Genomic DNA, 15,474 nt, shown 5'->3' with positions numbered 1-15,474 from the left:
CCTGTTCTGAGGAGTACGCATGGCTGTCTACAACTACGACGTGGTGGTGCTGGGTTCCGGCCCGGCGGGAGAAGGCGCGGCAATGAACGCCGCCAAAGCAGGGCGCAAGGTCGCGATGGTCGACAGCCGTCGCCAGGTCGGCGGCAACTGCACCCACCTCGGCACCATCCCGTCCAAGGCACTGCGTCACTCGGTGCGGCAGATCATGCAGTTCAACACCAATCCCATGTTCCGGGCGATCGGCGAGCCGCGCTGGTTCTCCTTCCCGGACGTGTTGAAAAGCGCCGAGAAGGTCATTTCCAAACAAGTCGCTTCGCGTACCGGCTACTACGCCCGTAACCGCGTCGACGTGTTCTTCGGCACCGGCAGCTTCGCGGACGAACAAACCATCGAAGTGGTCTGCGCCAACGGTGTGGTCGAAAAACTGGTGGCCAAGCACATCATCATCGCCACCGGCTCGCGCCCGTATCGCCCGGCGGACATCGATTTCCACCACCCGCGTATCTACGATAGCGACACCATCCTCAGCCTCGGCCACACACCGCGCAAACTGATCGTTTACGGCGCTGGCGTGATCGGTTGCGAATACGCGTCGATTTTCAGCGGTCTGGGTGTACTGGTTGAACTGGTCGATAACCGTGGTCAGTTGCTGAGCTTCCTCGACTCGGAAATCTCCCAGGCGTTGAGCTATCACTTCAGCAACAACAACATCACCGTGCGCCACAACGAAGATTACGATCGCGTTGAAGGCGTCGACAACGGCGTGATCCTGCACCTCAAGTCCGGCAAGAAGATCAAGGCCGACGCCTTGCTCTGGTGCAACGGCCGTACCGGTAACACCGATCAATTGGGTCTGGAAAACATCGGCGTCAAGGTCAACAGCCGTGGCCAGATCGAAGTCGACGAGGCTTACCGCACCTGCGTGCCGAACATCTACGGCGCCGGTGACGTGATCGGCTGGCCGAGCCTGGCCAGTGCCGCCCACGACCAGGGTCGTTCGGCTGCTGGCAGCATCGTTGATAACGGTAGCTGGCGTTTCGTGAATGACGTGCCGACCGGTATCTACACCATTCCCGAGATCAGCTCGATCGGCAAGAACGAGCAGGAGCTGACCCAAGCCAAAGTGCCGTACGAAGTCGGCAAGGCGTTCTTCAAGAGCATGGCGCGTGCGCAGATCGCCGGCGAGCCGCAAGGCATGCTGAAGATCCTGTTCCACCGTGAAACCCTGGAAGTGCTCGGCGTTCACTGCTTCGGTTATCAGGCGTCGGAGATCGTCCACATCGGTCAGGCGATCATGAACCAGCCGGGCGAGCTGAACACCCTGAAGTATTTCGTCAATACGACGTTCAACTACCCGACCATGGCCGAAGCCTATCGGGTAGCGGCATACGACGGCCTCAACCGGCTTTTTTGACGGGCTCCGGCCGGTGGCCTGAGCCGGCCGGGGAGACCGATTTCAGCAATTCTCGAGGGTGGCAGTGGCCAAACCGGGAAAGTCTGTAATCAGGCTGTCAACGCCGAAGTCGGCGAGTCTGCGCATCAGCGCAGGCTCGTTGACGGTCCACACCGACACATGCAGCCCCTGACGCTGCGCCTTCTGCAGGCGTTCCGGCGTACACAGCGTCCAGTTCAACGCGAGAATCTCACAGCCATAGCTGGCGGCGACCTTCAACGGATCGAGCCAGGCATATTCGGCGACCAGTCCGCGCGACACATCCGGCACCAGATCCAGCGCTGCTTTCAGCACTTCCCGTGAACTCGAGGTGATGGTCACCTTGTCGAGCAGGCCATGCCGTTGGGCCATTTCACGAATCGCCAGCACCGTGGTTGCCGCGCGAGTGCGTGAAGCGCTTTTGACTTCCAGCTGCCAGTGCTCGAAATCGCACTTCTCGAACAACTCTTCCAGCGTCGGAATCGGGCAGGGTTTGATCCAGCCCGGGCCGCCCTTGCGCGCGTCGTAAGTCACCAGTTCGGCTGCGCTGTGCTCGACAACCTTGCCGCGGCGTTCCGTGGTGCGTTTGAGGGTCGGGTCGTGGATGACCATCAACTCGCCGTCCTTGGACAGGTGCAGATCGAGTTCGCAACGGCGCACGCCGTGCTTGAGACATTCCTGAAAACTGCTCAGGGTGTTTTCCGGTGCTTCGCCCTTGGCGCCGCGGTGGCCGTAGATGAGGGTCACGGTGCTTCCTTAAGTTAAATGCCAGATTCGTTCTGTTCGCGGGCCAGACGTCGTTCCTGGGCCTGCTTCTGCAAGATATAGCGGGCCAACAACTGGCGCTGGGCATCGGTCAAGTGTTCGAACTCGGTGCCGATGTCATAACCTTCGCCCTTGCGGTCGCAATGGGTCACTCGGGCGCGCAGGAGCAGGCCGAGAGCTTGCGGCATCAGCACCAGTTTCACCGACAGGTGTGCCCCGGTGGCAATCGGCGTCGGATACTGAAAGTCGATCCCGCCTTCGGAGATGATCACCGGTTGCGGCTCGCCGATATGGCCGAGCACGGTCAGGGCGACCACCTGACTGAGCAGGTCGATGCGCTTGTTCTGGGATTTCAGGAACGCGGAGATGGCCCGGTCGCGCTCGCTGATCTGGCGCAACAGGTGCTGCGACTCGAATTCGCTCAGGTGCAGTTCGCTGAGCAGGTTGAAGAGTGGGGAAGCATCCTGCAACACTTCCTGGCCTGCGGCTTCGGGAGCGGACAGGGGCCGAATTTCCAGTGCGATCGTGTCCTCGATACGGTAGTATTCGCGGCGATCTTCTTCATCTAATGTCGACATGGCGAACCCATGGTAGCGGCGGTGGTCTGAGTGTAAAGCTGGTTATCGACCCCCGCCACAAGGACGTTCCTTTTCCCTCCGAACAAGCCCCGACATGTTCAGACCTCTCTTCGTATTTATCGGCACGCGTTATACCCGTGCAAAGCGTCGCAATCATTTTGTGTCATTCATTTCCCTGACTTCGATGATCGGGCTCGCCCTTGGCGTGGTCGTGATGATCGTCGTGCTCTCGGTGATGAACGGCTTCGATCATGAGATGCGCACCCGCGTGCTGGGCATGGTGCCCCACGCGACCATTGAATCCACTGAGCCGATCAACGATTGGCAAAGCCTCGCGACCCAGGTCAAGCAGAACCCGCAGGTGACGGCGGTTGCGCCGTTCACCCAGATGCAGGGCCTGCTGACCAATAACGGTCAGGTGTCCAAGGTGTTGCTCAACGCCATCGACCCTGCGCTCGAGCGCAACGTGTCGATCATCGACAACTTCATGAAGCAGGGCAAACTCGACGATTTGACGCCGGGCAGCTTCGGCATCGTCATCGGCGACAAGGCCGCGACCAAGCTCGGCGTGGGCATCGGTGACAAGGTCACCTTCGTCGCGCCGGAGGTCAGCGTGACCCCGGCCGGGATGTTTCCGCGCATGAAGCGCTTCACCGTGGTCGGCATCTTCCATGTCGGCGCCGGCGAGCTCGACGGCTATCTGGGCGTCACCAACCTGCAGGATCTGGCGAAGATGCACCGCTGGAAACCGGATCAGGTGCAGGGCATCCGCCTGAAGTTCGACGATTTGTTCCAGGCGCCACGGGTGGCATGGAACATCGCCCAGCAGCTTGGCGAAGACCATTACTACGCCCGCGACTGGACCCGCACCCACGGCAATCTGTATCAGGCGATCCGCATGGAAAAAGCCATGATCGGTCTGCTGTTGCTGCTGATCGTCGCCGTTGCTGCGTTCAACATCATCTCCACGCTGGTGATGGTGGTCAACGACAAAAAGGGCGACATCGCCATTCTGCGTACGTTGGGCGCGACGCCGGGCACGATCATGCGCACGTTCATGGTGCAAGGCACGGTGATCGGTGTGGTCGGCACGGCGATTGGCGCGGTGCTCGGGATTCTCGCCGCGCTCAACGTCAGCGCCGCGATCTCGGCACTGGAAGGCCTGATCGGCCACAAATTCCTTAATGCTGACGTGTATTTCATTGATTATCTTCCGTCGCAGGTGCAGAGCCAGGACGTGGTCATGGTCTGTGCGGCGGCGTTGGTTCTGAGTTTCCTCGCCACCCTGTATCCCGCCTGGCGTGCCGCGCGCACCCAGCCGGCGGAGGCGCTACGTTATGAGTGAGTCGGGCATGAGTGAACAAGCAATCTTGAGCTGCCGCAACCTGGGCAAATCCTACGAGGAAGGCCCGGAATCGGTAGAAGTGCTGGCCGGCCTGCAACTGGAGTTGCACCCGGGCGAGCGAGTGGCGATCGTCGGCACCTCGGGTTCGGGCAAAAGTACCTTGCTCAACCTGTTGGGCGGTCTCGATACGCCGACCAAGGGCAGCGTCTGGCTCGACGGTGAAGAACTGTCGGCACTGAGCGAGAAGAAGCGTGGCCTGCTGCGTAACCGTGCGCTCGGTTTCGTTTACCAGTTCCACCACTTGCTGCCGGAATTCACCGCGCTGGAAAACGTCTGCATGCCGTTGCTGATCGGCAAGACGCCGATCCCGGAAGCCCGTCAGCGCGCCACCGCGTTGCTCGAGCGCGTCGGCCTCGGCCATCGTCTGGAGCACAAACCGGCGGAATTGTCCGGTGGTGAGCGTCAACGTGTGGCCATCGCCCGCGCCTTGGTGAACAAGCCGGGTCTGGTGATGCTCGATGAGCCGACTGGCAACCTCGACTCCCACACCGCGCAAGGCATTCAGGATTTGATGCTGGAACTCAGCACCTCCATGCGCACGGCGTTCCTGGTGGTGACCCACGACATGAACCTGGCTCGCCAGATGGACCGTGTGCTGCACCTGCAAGAAGGTTGCCTCACGCCTATCTGATTGGCTGAAACCCGGCGCCTGCAAAGGCGTCGGGTCTTTTATTTTTATACGGTGCCCCAGCGAATGTTCAGACCGTTATCGATCTTTATCGGCACGCGCTATACCCGCGCCAAGCGCCGCAATCGCTTTGTTTCATTCATTTCGATGACTTCGATGATCGGCCTCGCCCTCGGCGTGCTGGCGATGATCGTGGTGTTGTCGGTAATGAACGGCTTCCAGCGCGAAATGAGCTCGCGCATCCTCGGCATGGTGCCGCACGCGACCATCGTTGGCGTCAAGCCGATCGATGATTGGCAGCCGGTCGCTGCCGCCGCGATGAAGAATCCTGAAGTGACTGCCGCCGTGCCGTTCACCGAGATGGAAGGGATGCTCTCCTACAAGGGCTTGATGCAGCCGATCCAGATCAGTGGCGTCGATCCGGCGCAGGAAGGCAAGGTGTCGATCGTTGCCCAGCACATCGTGCAGGGCCGACTCGATGCCTTGAAACCGGGCGAGTTTGGCGTAGTGATTGGTGAAATCACCGCGCGGCGTTTCCGCCTCAATGTCGGCGATAAGATCACCCTGATCGTCCCGGAAGTCAGCACCGCGCCGGGTGGCATCACCCCGCGTATGCAGCGACTGAACGTGGTCGGCGTGTTCAAGGTTGGCGCCGAACTGGACGGCTCGATGGGCCTGATCCATGTGGCTGATGCCGCGACCATGCAGCATTGGGAACCGAATCAGGTGCAGAGCGTGCGTCTGGCGGTGAAAGACCTGTACGCCGCGCCGAAAGTCTCCTCGGACATCGCTGCCGGGTTGGGCGCCGAGTTCAAGGCTGATGACTGGACCCACACCCAGGGCAGCCTGTTCAGCGCGATGAAAATGGAAAAAACCATGATCGGCCTGTTGTTGCTGATGATCGTCGCGGTGGCGGCGTTCAACATCATCGCGACCCTGATCATGGTGGTAAATGACAAGGGCGCGGACATCGCGATCCTGCGTACCATCGGCGCCACGCCACGGCAGATCATGGCGATCTTCATGGTGCAGGGCACGGTGATCGGGATTGTCGGTACGATCATTGGCGGTGTGCTCGGCGTGATTGCGGCACTGAATGTCAGTCAGATCGTGGGCTGGATCGAGCGAGTCAGCGGGCAGCACATCTTCAGTTCGGATGTGTATTTCGTCAGCAATTTGCCGTCGGAATTGCAGGCTGGGGATGTGCTGTTGATCTGCTCGGCGGGCTTTATTCTCAGCTTCCTGGCGACGGTGTATCCGGCCTGGCGGGCGGCGAAGATCGAGCCGGCTCACGCCCTGAGATATTCGTAAGCGATTCCATGCTCGTTCCCACGCTCTGCGTGGGAATGCCTCAACGGACGCTCCGCGTTCGGCTCTGGAAGGGACGCGGAGCGTCCCGGGCTGCATTCCCACGCAGAGCGTGGGAACGATCAGGTTCGAGGCAACTCAATCACAAACCGCGTCCATCCCGCTTCGGATTCGCAATGAATCTGCCCGCCATGGGCACGGACGATCGACTGCGTAATCGCCAACCCCAACCCCGCATGCTCACTGCTGCCTTCCTGGCGCGCCGGATCGGCCCGATAAAACCGGTCAAACAGCCGTGGCAACAACTCTGCAGAAATTCCTTCGCCACTGTTTTCGACTGAAATGCGCACAGCGCTCGGTTGATCAACGATCCGCAAACTCACGTAGCCCTCAGCGGGGGTAAAGCGCAGCGCGTTATCGAGCAAATTCGATAAGGCCCGGCGCAACATGCTGCGATCACCCTCGATCCGCGCATGGCCCTCGCGCGTCAGCTTGACCCCGGCGTCCTCCGCCAACGGTGCAAAAAACTCCAGCAGCACATCGGTCTCATCCGCCAGCTCCAGCGGTTCACGCTTGGGCATCAGCAAACCGTGGTCAGCCTTGGCCAGGTACAACATGTCGTTGACCAGTTGCGCCATCCATTGCAGCTCTTCGAGGTTGCTGTGCAGCGCTTCGCGGTAATCCTCGATCGGCCGTGGGCGGGTGAGGGTGACCTGAGTGTGGGTCAGCAGGTTCGACAGTGGGGTGCGCAGTTCATGGGCGATGTCGGCGGAAAACGCCGAGAGCCGCTGAAACGAGTCGTCGAGGCGTGCGAGCATGGCGTTGAAGCTGTGGGCCATTTCCGCAAGCTCTGGCGGGATTTGTTCTTCTGGTAGTCGGGCATTCAGCGATTGTGCGGAAATCCCACGGGCGACTGCACTCATGCGCCGCAATGGCCGCAAGCCGCTGCGTGCGGCCCAGGCACCGAGCAAAGCAGTGGCAAGCGCCGAGAGGCCGACGGTCAGCCAGATCAGATGTTGCATGCGCTGCAGGAAGTGCTGGTGATGGGTGATGTCCAGCAACAAGGACAATTGCGGCGAGTCGGGTTTTTCCGGGTAGAGCGGGGCGTTGAGTACGCGGTAATCGGTACCGTCGTTGCTGATCGTCGACAGACCGGTTTGCTGCGGTAAATCCTTGGGAATTTGCGTCGAACTGTCATACCAGCGCTGGCCGTCGGCGCCGGTAATGCGCAACGACAGATCGGCCTGGCGACTCAGCTCATCCGCCAGCCGTGCTTCACGTTGGCCGGGTTGAAGATCCTGCAAAGCGCGGCGCAGGCCGATCAGCTTGGCGTCCAGTTGCTGCTGGTCGAGTTCAATGAAGTGCGCCTCGCTGGCGCGATTGAACAGCACGCCGGCGAACAGTGAAACCACGGCGGTGCACGCAGCAAACAACAAGGCCAGGCGCGAACTGAGGGACAATCGACGCATCAGGCGCCACGCTCTTCGAGCACATAACCCATGCCGCGCACGGTGTGGATCAGTTTGTTGGGGAATTCGTCATCGATTTTCAGACGCAATCGGCGGATCGCCACTTCGATGACATTGGTGTCGCTGTCGAAATTCATGTCCCAGACCTGTGAGGCGATCAGCGATTTTGGCAGCACTTCGCCCTGGCGACGCAGAAGCATTTCCAGCAACGCGAATTCCTTGGCGGTCAGATCGATGCGCTGGCCGCTGCGCTCGACCCGGCGGCGGATCAGATCCAGGCGCAGATCGGCCAGTTGCAGACTGGTTTCCTGCGGTGTGGCACTGCCGCGACGCAACAGGCTGCGCACCCGCGCCAGCAGTTCGGAGAAGGCGAAGGGTTTGACCAGATAGTCGTCGGCGCCCAGTTCGAGACCATGCACTCTGTCCTCTACGGCGTCTTTGGCCGTCAGAAAAAGTACCGGCGTATCCAGCCCGGCGCTGCGCACTGCGTGCAAAATCTGCCAGCCGCTGCGCCCCGGCAGCATCACGTCGAGAATCAACAGCGCGTAATCACCGCTCAATGCCAGTTGCTGACCGCTGTTGCCGTCGGCCACCAGTTCGGTATTGAACCCGGCCTCGGTCAGGCCCTGGCGCAGGTATTGGCCGGTTTTCGCTTGGTCTTCGACGATCAACAGTTTCATGGGCGACTCGGTTTTGTTCGGGGTGTAGAAACGAAAGCTTTATACCTTGAGAGCAGGCGACAGGCGCCAACCTGACAAAGTTGTAATCTGCCTGTCAGGTAGATGCCAGCGCAGGCCGGCTAAAGTTTCCCACAGGCTGAACCTTATCTTGTTGGAGAACGACCATGTTTTTACGCCAATCCTTGGCCTTCTGTTTGTTGGCAATGAGTTCGTCGGCGTTTGCAGCTCCCGCGCACACCTATGACTTCGGCCAGCCAGCGCCTGCCGCCAAAGCCACGCGCAGTATTGAAGTGGTGTTGAACGACATGTCGTTCGACCCGAAGGCGATTCAGGTCAAGGCCGGTGAGACCGTTCGCTTTGTGCTGGTGAATAAAGGCCAACTGCTGCACGAATTCAACCTCGGCGACGTTGCGATGCATGCCCGACACCAGCAGGAAATGTTACAGATGCAGCAGAGCGGCATGCTTACGCCTACCGGCATGAAAGAAATGTCCCACGATATGGCGGGGATGGATCACGCGGCGATGGGCCATGGCATGAAGCACGATGATCCGAACAGCGTGCTGGTCGAGCCGGGTAAAACTGCCGAGTTGACCTGGACCTTCAGCAAGGCCACCAGTCTGGAGTTTGCCTGCAATATTCCCGGTCATTATCAGGCAGGCATGGTCGGCAAACTGACTGTCAGTCAGTAAGCACTCAAAGGCGCGGGCAAAGGCTGGTAGAATCCGCTGATTCTTCAGTCAGGTTTCCGCCATGCATCCCGCAGCCGAACATTCGCCGCTGGGCAAATCCAGCGAATACATCGCCACGTACACGCCGTCCCTGCTGTTCCCGATTCCGCGCACCGCGAAATGGGCCGAGCTGGGCCTGACCGCCGACACCCTGCCGTATAAAGGTGTGGATTTCTGGAACTGCTTCGAGCTGTCGTGGCTGCTGCCGTCGGGTAAGCCGGTAGTGGCGATTGGCGAGTTCAGCATTCCGGCAGACTCGCCGAATATCATTGAGTCGAAGTCGTTCAAGTTGTATTTGAACTCGCTGAACCAGACGGCGTTTGCCGACGTCACTTCTTTGGAAGCAACGCTGGTCAAGGATTTGTCGGCCGCTGCCGGCAAACCGGTGGGCGTGCGGGTTCGCAGTCTGAAGGACGTTGAGGCGGAAGGCGTTGTGGCGTTGCCGGGCGTGTGCATCGACGATCTGGATATCAGCGTCAGCAACTATGAGCATCCGCGCCCGGAACTGCTGCGTTGCGATGAATCGCGGGTTGTCGAAGAGACGGTGTATAGCCACCTGCTCAAATCCAATTGCCCGGTGACCAGTCAGCCAGACTGGGGCACGGTGGTGGTGGAATATCGTGGCTCGGCGCTGGATCATGCCAGTCTGCTCGAATATATCGTCAGCTTCCGTCAGCACTCGGACTTCCATGAACAGTGTGTGGAGCGGATTTTCCTCGATCTGCAGCGCTTGCTGAAGCCTGAGAAACTGACGGTGTTTGCACGTTACGTGCGTCGTGGCGGTCTGGATATCAACCCGTATCGCAGCACCGAAAGCGTACAGCTGCCGAACCACCGCCTCGTGCGTCAATAAAGATCCGGAATGTGCGATATCCAATGTGGGAGCGAGCCTGCTCGCGAATGTGGTGTGTCATTCAAGGATGATGTCGATTGACACGAAGCCTTCGCGAGCAGGCTCGCTCCCACAGGGGACTGTGTTTCAAGCCCGGAAATGAAAAAGCCCTGCCAGTGATGGCAGGGCTTTTTGCGTTTCGGGGGGAATCAGATCCCCATGCTGCCCAGCGCGTTGACGATATTGCGCAGGGTGCCAGCTATGGTTGGATGGTCAACTTCAAAGCGTTCAACGGCGAGGTTCACGCCGTCGGCAATGTTCGAATCGTTGGTCTTGGTTTCGAGTTCAAGTTCCAGTTCAATCTGCGCCATCAGCGCATGCAAATCCTCACGCTCAACTTCCGACAGCGGCGGATTCTGCTCCAGCTGCTCGCGCAGGGTATCGAGCTGTTTTTGCAGTTCTTGGGCGGGCATGGTGTTTTCCTTTTATCAATAGGCACTGGCATTGACCGCAGCCGCGCGCCAAAGGTCTATGGCTGACCTTTAGATTAATCCACTCCCGGCAAACCTGCATGATCCCGATCAGGGCTTTTCGCCTTTGAGCCGGCGCAGGCTGATGTCGGCGAGACAGGTGTCGAGCTCGCCCAGATGATCGATCACCGAATGCACGCCGAGGCCGAATAGCTGCATCGTCGCCTTGCCACGCAGTTGTTCGCGTTCTTTCTGGCTCAGCGCTTGCCATTCACCCGGTGCCAGGCCGCACAGCGAGCCGCAGGAGGCGAGGCCGATGGTCCACAGCCCGGCGTTCAGGCCGGCCTGCAACAGGCGCGGCTCACCGCTGACCAATACGCAACCGTCCAGACTGCTGACGTTCAGATCCATCAGGGCCTGCCAGCAAGCGTTCGGCGCAGGCCATGGATTGATTGTTGCCGAATATTGCGCGGGTTTGATCCAGGCCGGTAGAGAGTTTGATAACGATTGGGCGAGGGCAGGGGGCAGTTCATCCAGCCAGGCGCAGGGAATCTGCTGGCGCTGCAAAATGTGCAGACTGTCGAGCGCGCCCGGCGTGGCCTCGGCATATTCGGGCCGGGCGACGGTATTTAGACGAGCGCGAGCACCGAAATCCACCAGACAACCGCTGAGTCCAAACAGTACAGCGGTCAGGCTCGGCGCGGCGACGGGCAATGTTTCGGCGTGTGTCATGGCAGCGTCCCTGAAATAGCGATAACGCTAGGCTGTGCCGGTGACAGTTGGATGACAGCTGTGTGAACGGCGACGCGAGAAGCGTCCTACAGACTGCTGCATTGCGCAGACTGTCCAAACGGGCTTTTACGCTTATACTAGCGGCCTGAACACCCGGACCCAGATGTCCGCGACAGTACAAATCCAAGGAGTTTTTCTATGCGCTGGAGCAATCCGCTCGCTCAGCTTTGTGTATGTGCCGGCCTGTTGCTGGCTCCGTTCGCCACTCAGGCGGCAACGGAAGAAGACCCTTGGGAAAGCGTCAACCGTCCTATCTTCGAGTTCAACGACTTTGTTGACACCTACGCGCTGAAGCCACTGGCGCAGGGTTACGAGTTCGTGACTCCGCAGTTCCTCGAAGACGGCATTCACAACATGTTCCGCAACGTCGGTGATGTCACCAACCTTGCCAACAACATCCTGCAGGCCAAACCGGCCGCTGCTGGCGTTGACACTGCGCGTCTGATCTTCAACACCACGTTTGGTCTGCTCGGCTTCTTTGATGTCGGCACCAAAATGGGCCTGAACCGCAGCGACGAAGACTTCGGTCAGACCCTCGGTTACTGGGGCGTAGGTAGCGGTCCATACGTGATGCTGCCGCTGATGGGGCCGAGCACTTTGCGTGATGCGCCTTCCAAGTACGTCGACAGCTACACCGGTATGTACCGCTACATCGACCACGTGCCTACCCGTAACTCGATCTTCGGCCTGAACATCGTCGACACCCGCGCCAGCCTGCTGTCGAGCGAAAAGCTGATCAGCGGCGACAAGTACACCTTCATCCGCAACGCTTACTTGCAGAACCGCGAGTTCAAAGTGAAGGATGGCCAGGTCGAAGACGATTTTTAATCTCGACCGGTAAAAGCAAAGGCGACCTCAGGGTCGCCTTTTTTGTGTGTAGCTATTTCATCTTCAGAATGGTCAGACCGAGTTTCTGGCCGCCGCCATCCTGTGCCCTGACCCAGACCACTTCGGTCTCGGCCTCAAGGCCGCTGAGTGCGGCGTGATCGGAGTCGATGCGTACGCTCAAACGGTCGCCAACCGCGAACTGGCGCGGCGCTTCGACCTGCATGCCACTGCTGGAGAGGTCGATGCATACACCTGAAACCTCATCGCCTTCATGAATCAACACGACATCGGCATCGACCCGCATGCGGATGAAATCGCGCTTTTCGCTGTAGTCCCGACTGGTTTGACTCATAGGTTCGTCCTTCCATTGGGTTACGGTTTGAGCTGTTCTTATAACTCTCGGTGATTTGACAAGTAAAGTCGTCAAGCGACCATCGGCGCATGCTTGAAACGCTCTGCGGATGGGAGTACCGTCTGCGCCTTAGAAGGGCACCTCTGGTGTAACCGCGTTTGCAGCCAATGCTCGAAAGCGGTGCAGTAGAGAGGCTAGAAAGCGAATCCAGTAGTCTGCGCAGGGCCCGATGCCCCGCCAACTACGCCAACCTAATTCTGGCGCCGTTTGCCCACATGCCAAAAACCAGTGCCACGCTGCTGATAATCGATGATGACGAAGTAGTGCGCGCGAGCCTCGCGGCCTATTTGGAAGACAGTGGTTTCAGCGTCCTGCAGGCCAGCAACGGCCAACAGGGTCTTCAGGTATTCGAGCAAGACACGCCCGACCTGGTCATCTGCGATCTGCGCATGCCGCAGATGGGCGGTCTCGAACTGATCCGTCAGGTCACCGAGCGGTCACCGCAGACGCCGGTGATCGTGGTCTCGGGTGCCGGCGTGATGAACGACGCGGTCGAAGCCCTGCGCCTGGGCGCAGCGGACTACCTGATCAAGCCTCTCGAAGATCTGGCTGTGCTCGAGCACTCTGTGCGCCGAGCCCTGGATCGTGCGCGCCTGCTGCTGGAAAACCAGCGCTACCGCGAGAAGCTGGAAAAGGCCAACCGCGAACTTGAGGCCAGCCTGAACCTGCTCCAGGAAGACCAGAACGCCGGTCGCCAGGTGCAGATGAACATGCTGCCGGAAAGCCCGTGGAGCATCGACGAGTTCAAGTTCGCGCACCAGATCATACCGTCGTTATATCTGTCGGGTGATTTTGTCGACTATTTCCGTGTCGACGAGCGCCGGGTCGCGTTTTACCTGGCTGATGTCTCCGGTCATGGCGCCTCTTCAGCCTTCGTCACTGTGCTGCTGAAGTTCATGACCACGCGCTTGCTGTTCGAATCCAAGCGCAACGGCACCTTGCCGGAATTCAAGCCTTCGGAAGTCCTTGGTCATATCAACCGGGGGCTGATCAGTTGTAAGCTGGGTAAACACGTCACAATGGTCGGTGGAGTCATCGACGAGGAGACCGGTTTGTTGACCTATAGCATCGGCGGCCATCTGCCGTTGCCTGTGTTGTACACGCCTGACAGTGTTCGTTATCTCGAAGGGCGTGGTCTGCCGGTGGGGCTCTTCAATGAAGCCACCTACGAAGACCACGTGCTTGAGCTGCCGCCGACGTTCAGCCTGACGCTGATGTCCGATGGCATTCTGGATCTTTTGCCAGAACCTACGCTCAAAGAAAAAGAAGCCGCTTTGCCTCAACGGGTGAAGTCGGCGGGCGGCAGCCTGGATGGTCTGCGGCAAGTGTTTGGATTGGCCACGCTAGGGGAGATGCCGGATGATATCGCCCTGTTGGTGTTGAGCAGGAATCTTTAATGAGTACCGGTAGAATCCAGTTCGCCGAGCAGGACGGCACCTTCGTCCTGAAGTTCGTCGGTGAAGTTCGCCTGACCCTGTGTTCGGCGTTGGATGCGACTATTGAGAAAATCTTCACCGCGCTGAATTTCAACGCGATCGTGATCGATTTGACCGAAACCCGCAGCATCGACAGCACGACGTTGGGCCTGTTGGCCAAACTGTCGATCCTGTCGCGGCAGAAGGTCGGCCTGCTGCCGACTGTCGTCACCACCCACGAAGACATCACCCGTCTGTTGCAATCGATGGGTTTCGAGCAGGTGTTCAACATCGTCAACCACCCGGTGCCATGCCCGGAGTGCCTGGACGACCTGCCGGATCAGGACCAGTCGGAAGAAGTGGTGCGGATCAAGGTGCTTGAAGCGCACAAGATCCTCATGGGCCTGAACGATTCCAATCGTGAAGCGTTTCATGACCTGGTGAATGCCCTCGAGCGGCATTGATCTCATGACGTGATGTTGTCTGGGCTGGCCCCTTCGCGAGCAAGCTCGCTCCCACACTGACCCGGCGTCGATCACAAATCCCCCTGTGGGAGCGAGCCTGCTCGCGAAAGCGGCCGCAAGATCACCAGGAATTTCCCAGCAGCCACAAAAAAGGGCGAACCCTCACAGGTTCGCCCTTTTTGCATTTCAGAAAATCACATCACAGCTTGGCCTGCAACAGCGCCTCAAGCTTCTCCTGGTCGCGAGCAAACTGACGGATGCCCTCAGCCAGTTTCTCGGTGGCCATCGCGTCTTCGTTGGACAACCAGCGGAATTGCGCTTCGTTGAGGCTCAGACGGGCTTCACCGGCGTTGCCCGGTGCCAGTTTGCGCTCCAGCTTGCCGGTATCGGCCGCCAGCTTGTCGATCAGGTCCGGGCTGATGGTCAGGCGGTCGCAGCCGGCCAGTTGCTCGATCTGATTGAGGTTGCGGAAGCTCGCGCCCATGACCACGGTTTTGTAGTCATTGGCCTTGTAGTAGTTGTAGATGCGGGTAACCGACTGTACGCCCGGATCGTCAGCACCGGTGTAGTCGTTGCCGTTGGCTTTCTTGTACCAGTCGTAGATGCGGCCCACGAATGGCGAAATCAGGAATACGCCAGCGTCAGCGCAAGCCGCTGCCTGGGCGAAGGAGAACAGCAGGGTCAGGTTGGTCTGGATGCCTTCCTTCTCCAGCACTTCGGCGGCGCGGATGCCTTCCCAGGTCGAAGCGATCTTGATCAGTACGCGATCACGGCCAATGCCGGCCTTGTCGTACAGATCGATCAAGCGATGCGCGCGTTTCAGCACGGCGTCCTTGTCGAACGACAGGCGCGCATCCACTTCAGTGGAGATACGGCCCGGGATGACTTTGAGAATTTCCTGACCCACCGCAACGCCGAAACGGTCGCTGGCCAGGCCGACATCGCCCTTGCAGTCGCTGACGCAGGCGTTCAGCAGCTCGGCGTAGGCCGGAATGGCCGCCGCTTTGAGCAGCAGGGAAGGGTTGGTGGTGGCGTCGACCGGTTTGACCCGGGAGATCGCTTCGAAGTCGCCGGTGTCGGCAACAACGGTGGTGAATTGTTTGAGTTGTTCCAGCTTGGAAGTCATGGGCGTGCTCTGTCCTATGGGTCTGATGACATTACCCGAGCGCTGACAGCCACTCAAGGGCGGGTACGTGTATCGATGGCCCCTGCGGCAACAACCTGAAAACGATTGTTTGAAAGGTGGGGCGGGTTATCGATGAATA

17 protein-coding genes and 1 pseudogene are annotated in these 15,474 nt (G+C 59.4%); 9 read left to right on the top strand and 9 right to left on the bottom strand.

The window, feature by feature from the left end; translation table 11 throughout:
• Positions 1-19 precede the first annotated feature (19 nt).
• Positions 20-1,414, top strand: coding sequence for a Si-specific NAD(P)(+) transhydrogenase (gene sthA / locus AC5SEM_RS16385; RefSeq protein ID WP_007984277.1), 1,395 nt, complete (start codon positions 20-22; stop codon positions 1,412-1,414).
• Positions 1,415-1,456: 42 nt separating this feature from the next.
• On the opposite strand, the gene AC5SEM_RS16380 is transcribed toward sthA, so the two are convergent.
• Both AC5SEM_RS16380 and AC5SEM_RS16375 read right to left on the bottom strand, forming a co-directional pair.
• Positions 1,457-2,179: a glycerophosphodiester phosphodiesterase gene (locus AC5SEM_RS16380; RefSeq protein ID WP_016986737.1), complete on the bottom strand. Its 723-nt coding sequence runs from the start codon at positions 2,177-2,179 to the stop codon at positions 1,457-1,459.
• Positions 2,180-2,193: 14 nt separating this feature from the next.
• Positions 2,194-2,775: a PilZ domain-containing protein gene (locus AC5SEM_RS16375; protein ID WP_495470841.1), complete on the bottom strand. Its 582-nt coding sequence runs from the start codon at positions 2,773-2,775 to the stop codon at positions 2,194-2,196.
• A 94-nt stretch (positions 2,776-2,869) separates the two neighbouring features.
• On the opposite strand from AC5SEM_RS16375, the gene AC5SEM_RS16370 reads away from it, so the two are divergent.
• The 3 genes from AC5SEM_RS16370 to AC5SEM_RS16360 all read left to right on the top strand — a co-directional run bounded on the left by AC5SEM_RS16370 (position 2,870) and on the right by AC5SEM_RS16360 (position 6,119).
• On the top strand, positions 2,870-4,120 hold the full coding sequence (locus tag AC5SEM_RS16370) for a lipoprotein-releasing ABC transporter permease subunit (protein WP_077573829.1): 1,251 nt from the start codon (positions 2,870-2,872) through the stop codon (positions 4,118-4,120).
• Positions 4,113-4,811, top strand: a complete 699-nt coding sequence (gene lolD / locus AC5SEM_RS16365; protein WP_007910506.1) for a lipoprotein-releasing ABC transporter ATP-binding protein LolD — start codon at positions 4,113-4,115, stop codon at positions 4,809-4,811. Before AC5SEM_RS16370 ends, lolD begins: the two co-directional genes overlap by 8 nt.
• Positions 4,812-4,874: 63 nt before the next feature.
• Entirely contained in the window at positions 4,875-6,119 is a 1,245-nt protein-coding gene (locus tag AC5SEM_RS16360; RefSeq protein ID WP_077573828.1) for a lipoprotein-releasing ABC transporter permease subunit, read from the top strand.
• 119 nt (positions 6,120-6,238) lie between these two features.
• On the opposite strand, the gene AC5SEM_RS16355 is transcribed toward AC5SEM_RS16360, so the two are convergent.
• Together AC5SEM_RS16355 and AC5SEM_RS16350 are read right to left on the bottom strand one after the other, a co-directional pair.
• On the bottom strand, positions 6,239-7,585 hold the full coding sequence (locus AC5SEM_RS16355) for a heavy metal sensor histidine kinase (protein ID WP_495470840.1): 1,347 nt from the start codon (positions 7,583-7,585) through the stop codon (positions 6,239-6,241).
• Positions 7,585-8,265 carry a heavy metal response regulator transcription factor gene (locus tag AC5SEM_RS16350; protein ID WP_077573826.1) on the bottom strand — a complete coding sequence of 227 codons (681 nt, stop codon included), beginning with the start codon at positions 8,263-8,265 and terminating at the stop codon, positions 7,585-7,587. The genes AC5SEM_RS16355 and AC5SEM_RS16350 overlap by 1 nt, the downstream gene beginning before the upstream one ends.
• A gap of 164 nt (positions 8,266-8,429) precedes the next feature.
• Between AC5SEM_RS16350 and copI the strand changes: the two genes are divergently transcribed.
• Together copI and queF are read left to right on the top strand one after the other, a co-directional pair.
• On the top strand, positions 8,430-8,957 hold the full coding sequence (gene copI / locus AC5SEM_RS16345) for a copper-resistant cuproprotein CopI (protein WP_495470839.1): 528 nt from the start codon (positions 8,430-8,432) through the stop codon (positions 8,955-8,957).
• Positions 8,958-9,018: 61 nt separating this feature from the next.
• On the top strand, positions 9,019-9,849 hold the full coding sequence (gene queF, locus AC5SEM_RS16340) for an NADPH-dependent 7-cyano-7-deazaguanine reductase QueF (protein ID WP_495470838.1): 831 nt from the start codon (positions 9,019-9,021) through the stop codon (positions 9,847-9,849).
• Positions 9,850-9,875: 26 nt separating this feature from the next.
• Here queF and AC5SEM_RS16335 read toward each other — a convergent pair.
• From AC5SEM_RS16335 to pcrP, 3 genes and pseudogenes are all read right to left on the bottom strand, one after another.
• Positions 9,876-9,989, bottom strand: a pseudogene (locus AC5SEM_RS16335) (metal ABC transporter ATP-binding protein); the annotation flags it as partial.
• Between the two features lie 48 nt (positions 9,990-10,037).
• Positions 10,038-10,301 (bottom strand): DUF4404 family protein, encoded by a 264-nt coding sequence (locus AC5SEM_RS16330; RefSeq protein WP_150730815.1) that lies wholly within the window; start codon positions 10,299-10,301, stop codon positions 10,038-10,040.
• 108 nt (positions 10,302-10,409) lie between these two features.
• Positions 10,410-11,030: an HAD superfamily inactivated hydrolase PcrP gene (gene pcrP / locus AC5SEM_RS16325; protein ID WP_077573822.1), complete on the bottom strand. Its 621-nt coding sequence runs from the start codon at positions 11,028-11,030 to the stop codon at positions 10,410-10,412.
• Positions 11,031-11,228: 198 nt separating this feature from the next.
• On the opposite strand from pcrP, the gene AC5SEM_RS16320 reads away from it, so the two are divergent.
• Positions 11,229-11,918 (top strand): MlaA family lipoprotein, encoded by a 690-nt coding sequence (locus AC5SEM_RS16320; RefSeq protein WP_116030884.1) that lies wholly within the window; start codon positions 11,229-11,231, stop codon positions 11,916-11,918.
• 52 nt (positions 11,919-11,970) lie between these two features.
• Here the strand turns inward: AC5SEM_RS16320 and AC5SEM_RS16315 are convergent, their stop codons facing one another.
• Positions 11,971-12,270, bottom strand: coding sequence for a PilZ domain-containing protein (locus tag AC5SEM_RS16315; protein WP_077573820.1), 300 nt, complete (start codon positions 12,268-12,270; stop codon positions 11,971-11,973).
• Positions 12,271-12,545: 275 nt separating this feature from the next.
• On the opposite strand from AC5SEM_RS16315, the gene rssB reads away from it, so the two are divergent.
• Both rssB and rssC read left to right on the top strand, forming a co-directional pair.
• Positions 12,546-13,727, top strand: coding sequence for a two-component system response regulator RssB (gene rssB / locus AC5SEM_RS16310; RefSeq protein ID WP_016986724.1), 1,182 nt, complete (start codon positions 12,546-12,548; stop codon positions 13,725-13,727).
• Positions 13,727-14,209, top strand: coding sequence for an anti-sigma factor antagonist RssC (gene rssC, locus AC5SEM_RS16305; protein ID WP_003226553.1), 483 nt, complete (start codon positions 13,727-13,729; stop codon positions 14,207-14,209). The genes rssB and rssC overlap by 1 nt, the downstream gene beginning before the upstream one ends.
• Before the next feature lie 199 nt (positions 14,210-14,408).
• On the opposite strand, the gene tal is transcribed toward rssC, so the two are convergent.
• Positions 14,409-15,335, bottom strand: coding sequence for a transaldolase (gene tal, locus AC5SEM_RS16300; protein ID WP_495470837.1), 927 nt, complete (start codon positions 15,333-15,335; stop codon positions 14,409-14,411).
• Positions 15,336-15,474 lie beyond the last annotated feature (139 nt).

The sequence above is a fragment of the Pseudomonas sp. CH61 genome (assembly GCF_059429415.1).
This window is presented reverse-complemented; position numbering and strand designations above follow the sequence as displayed.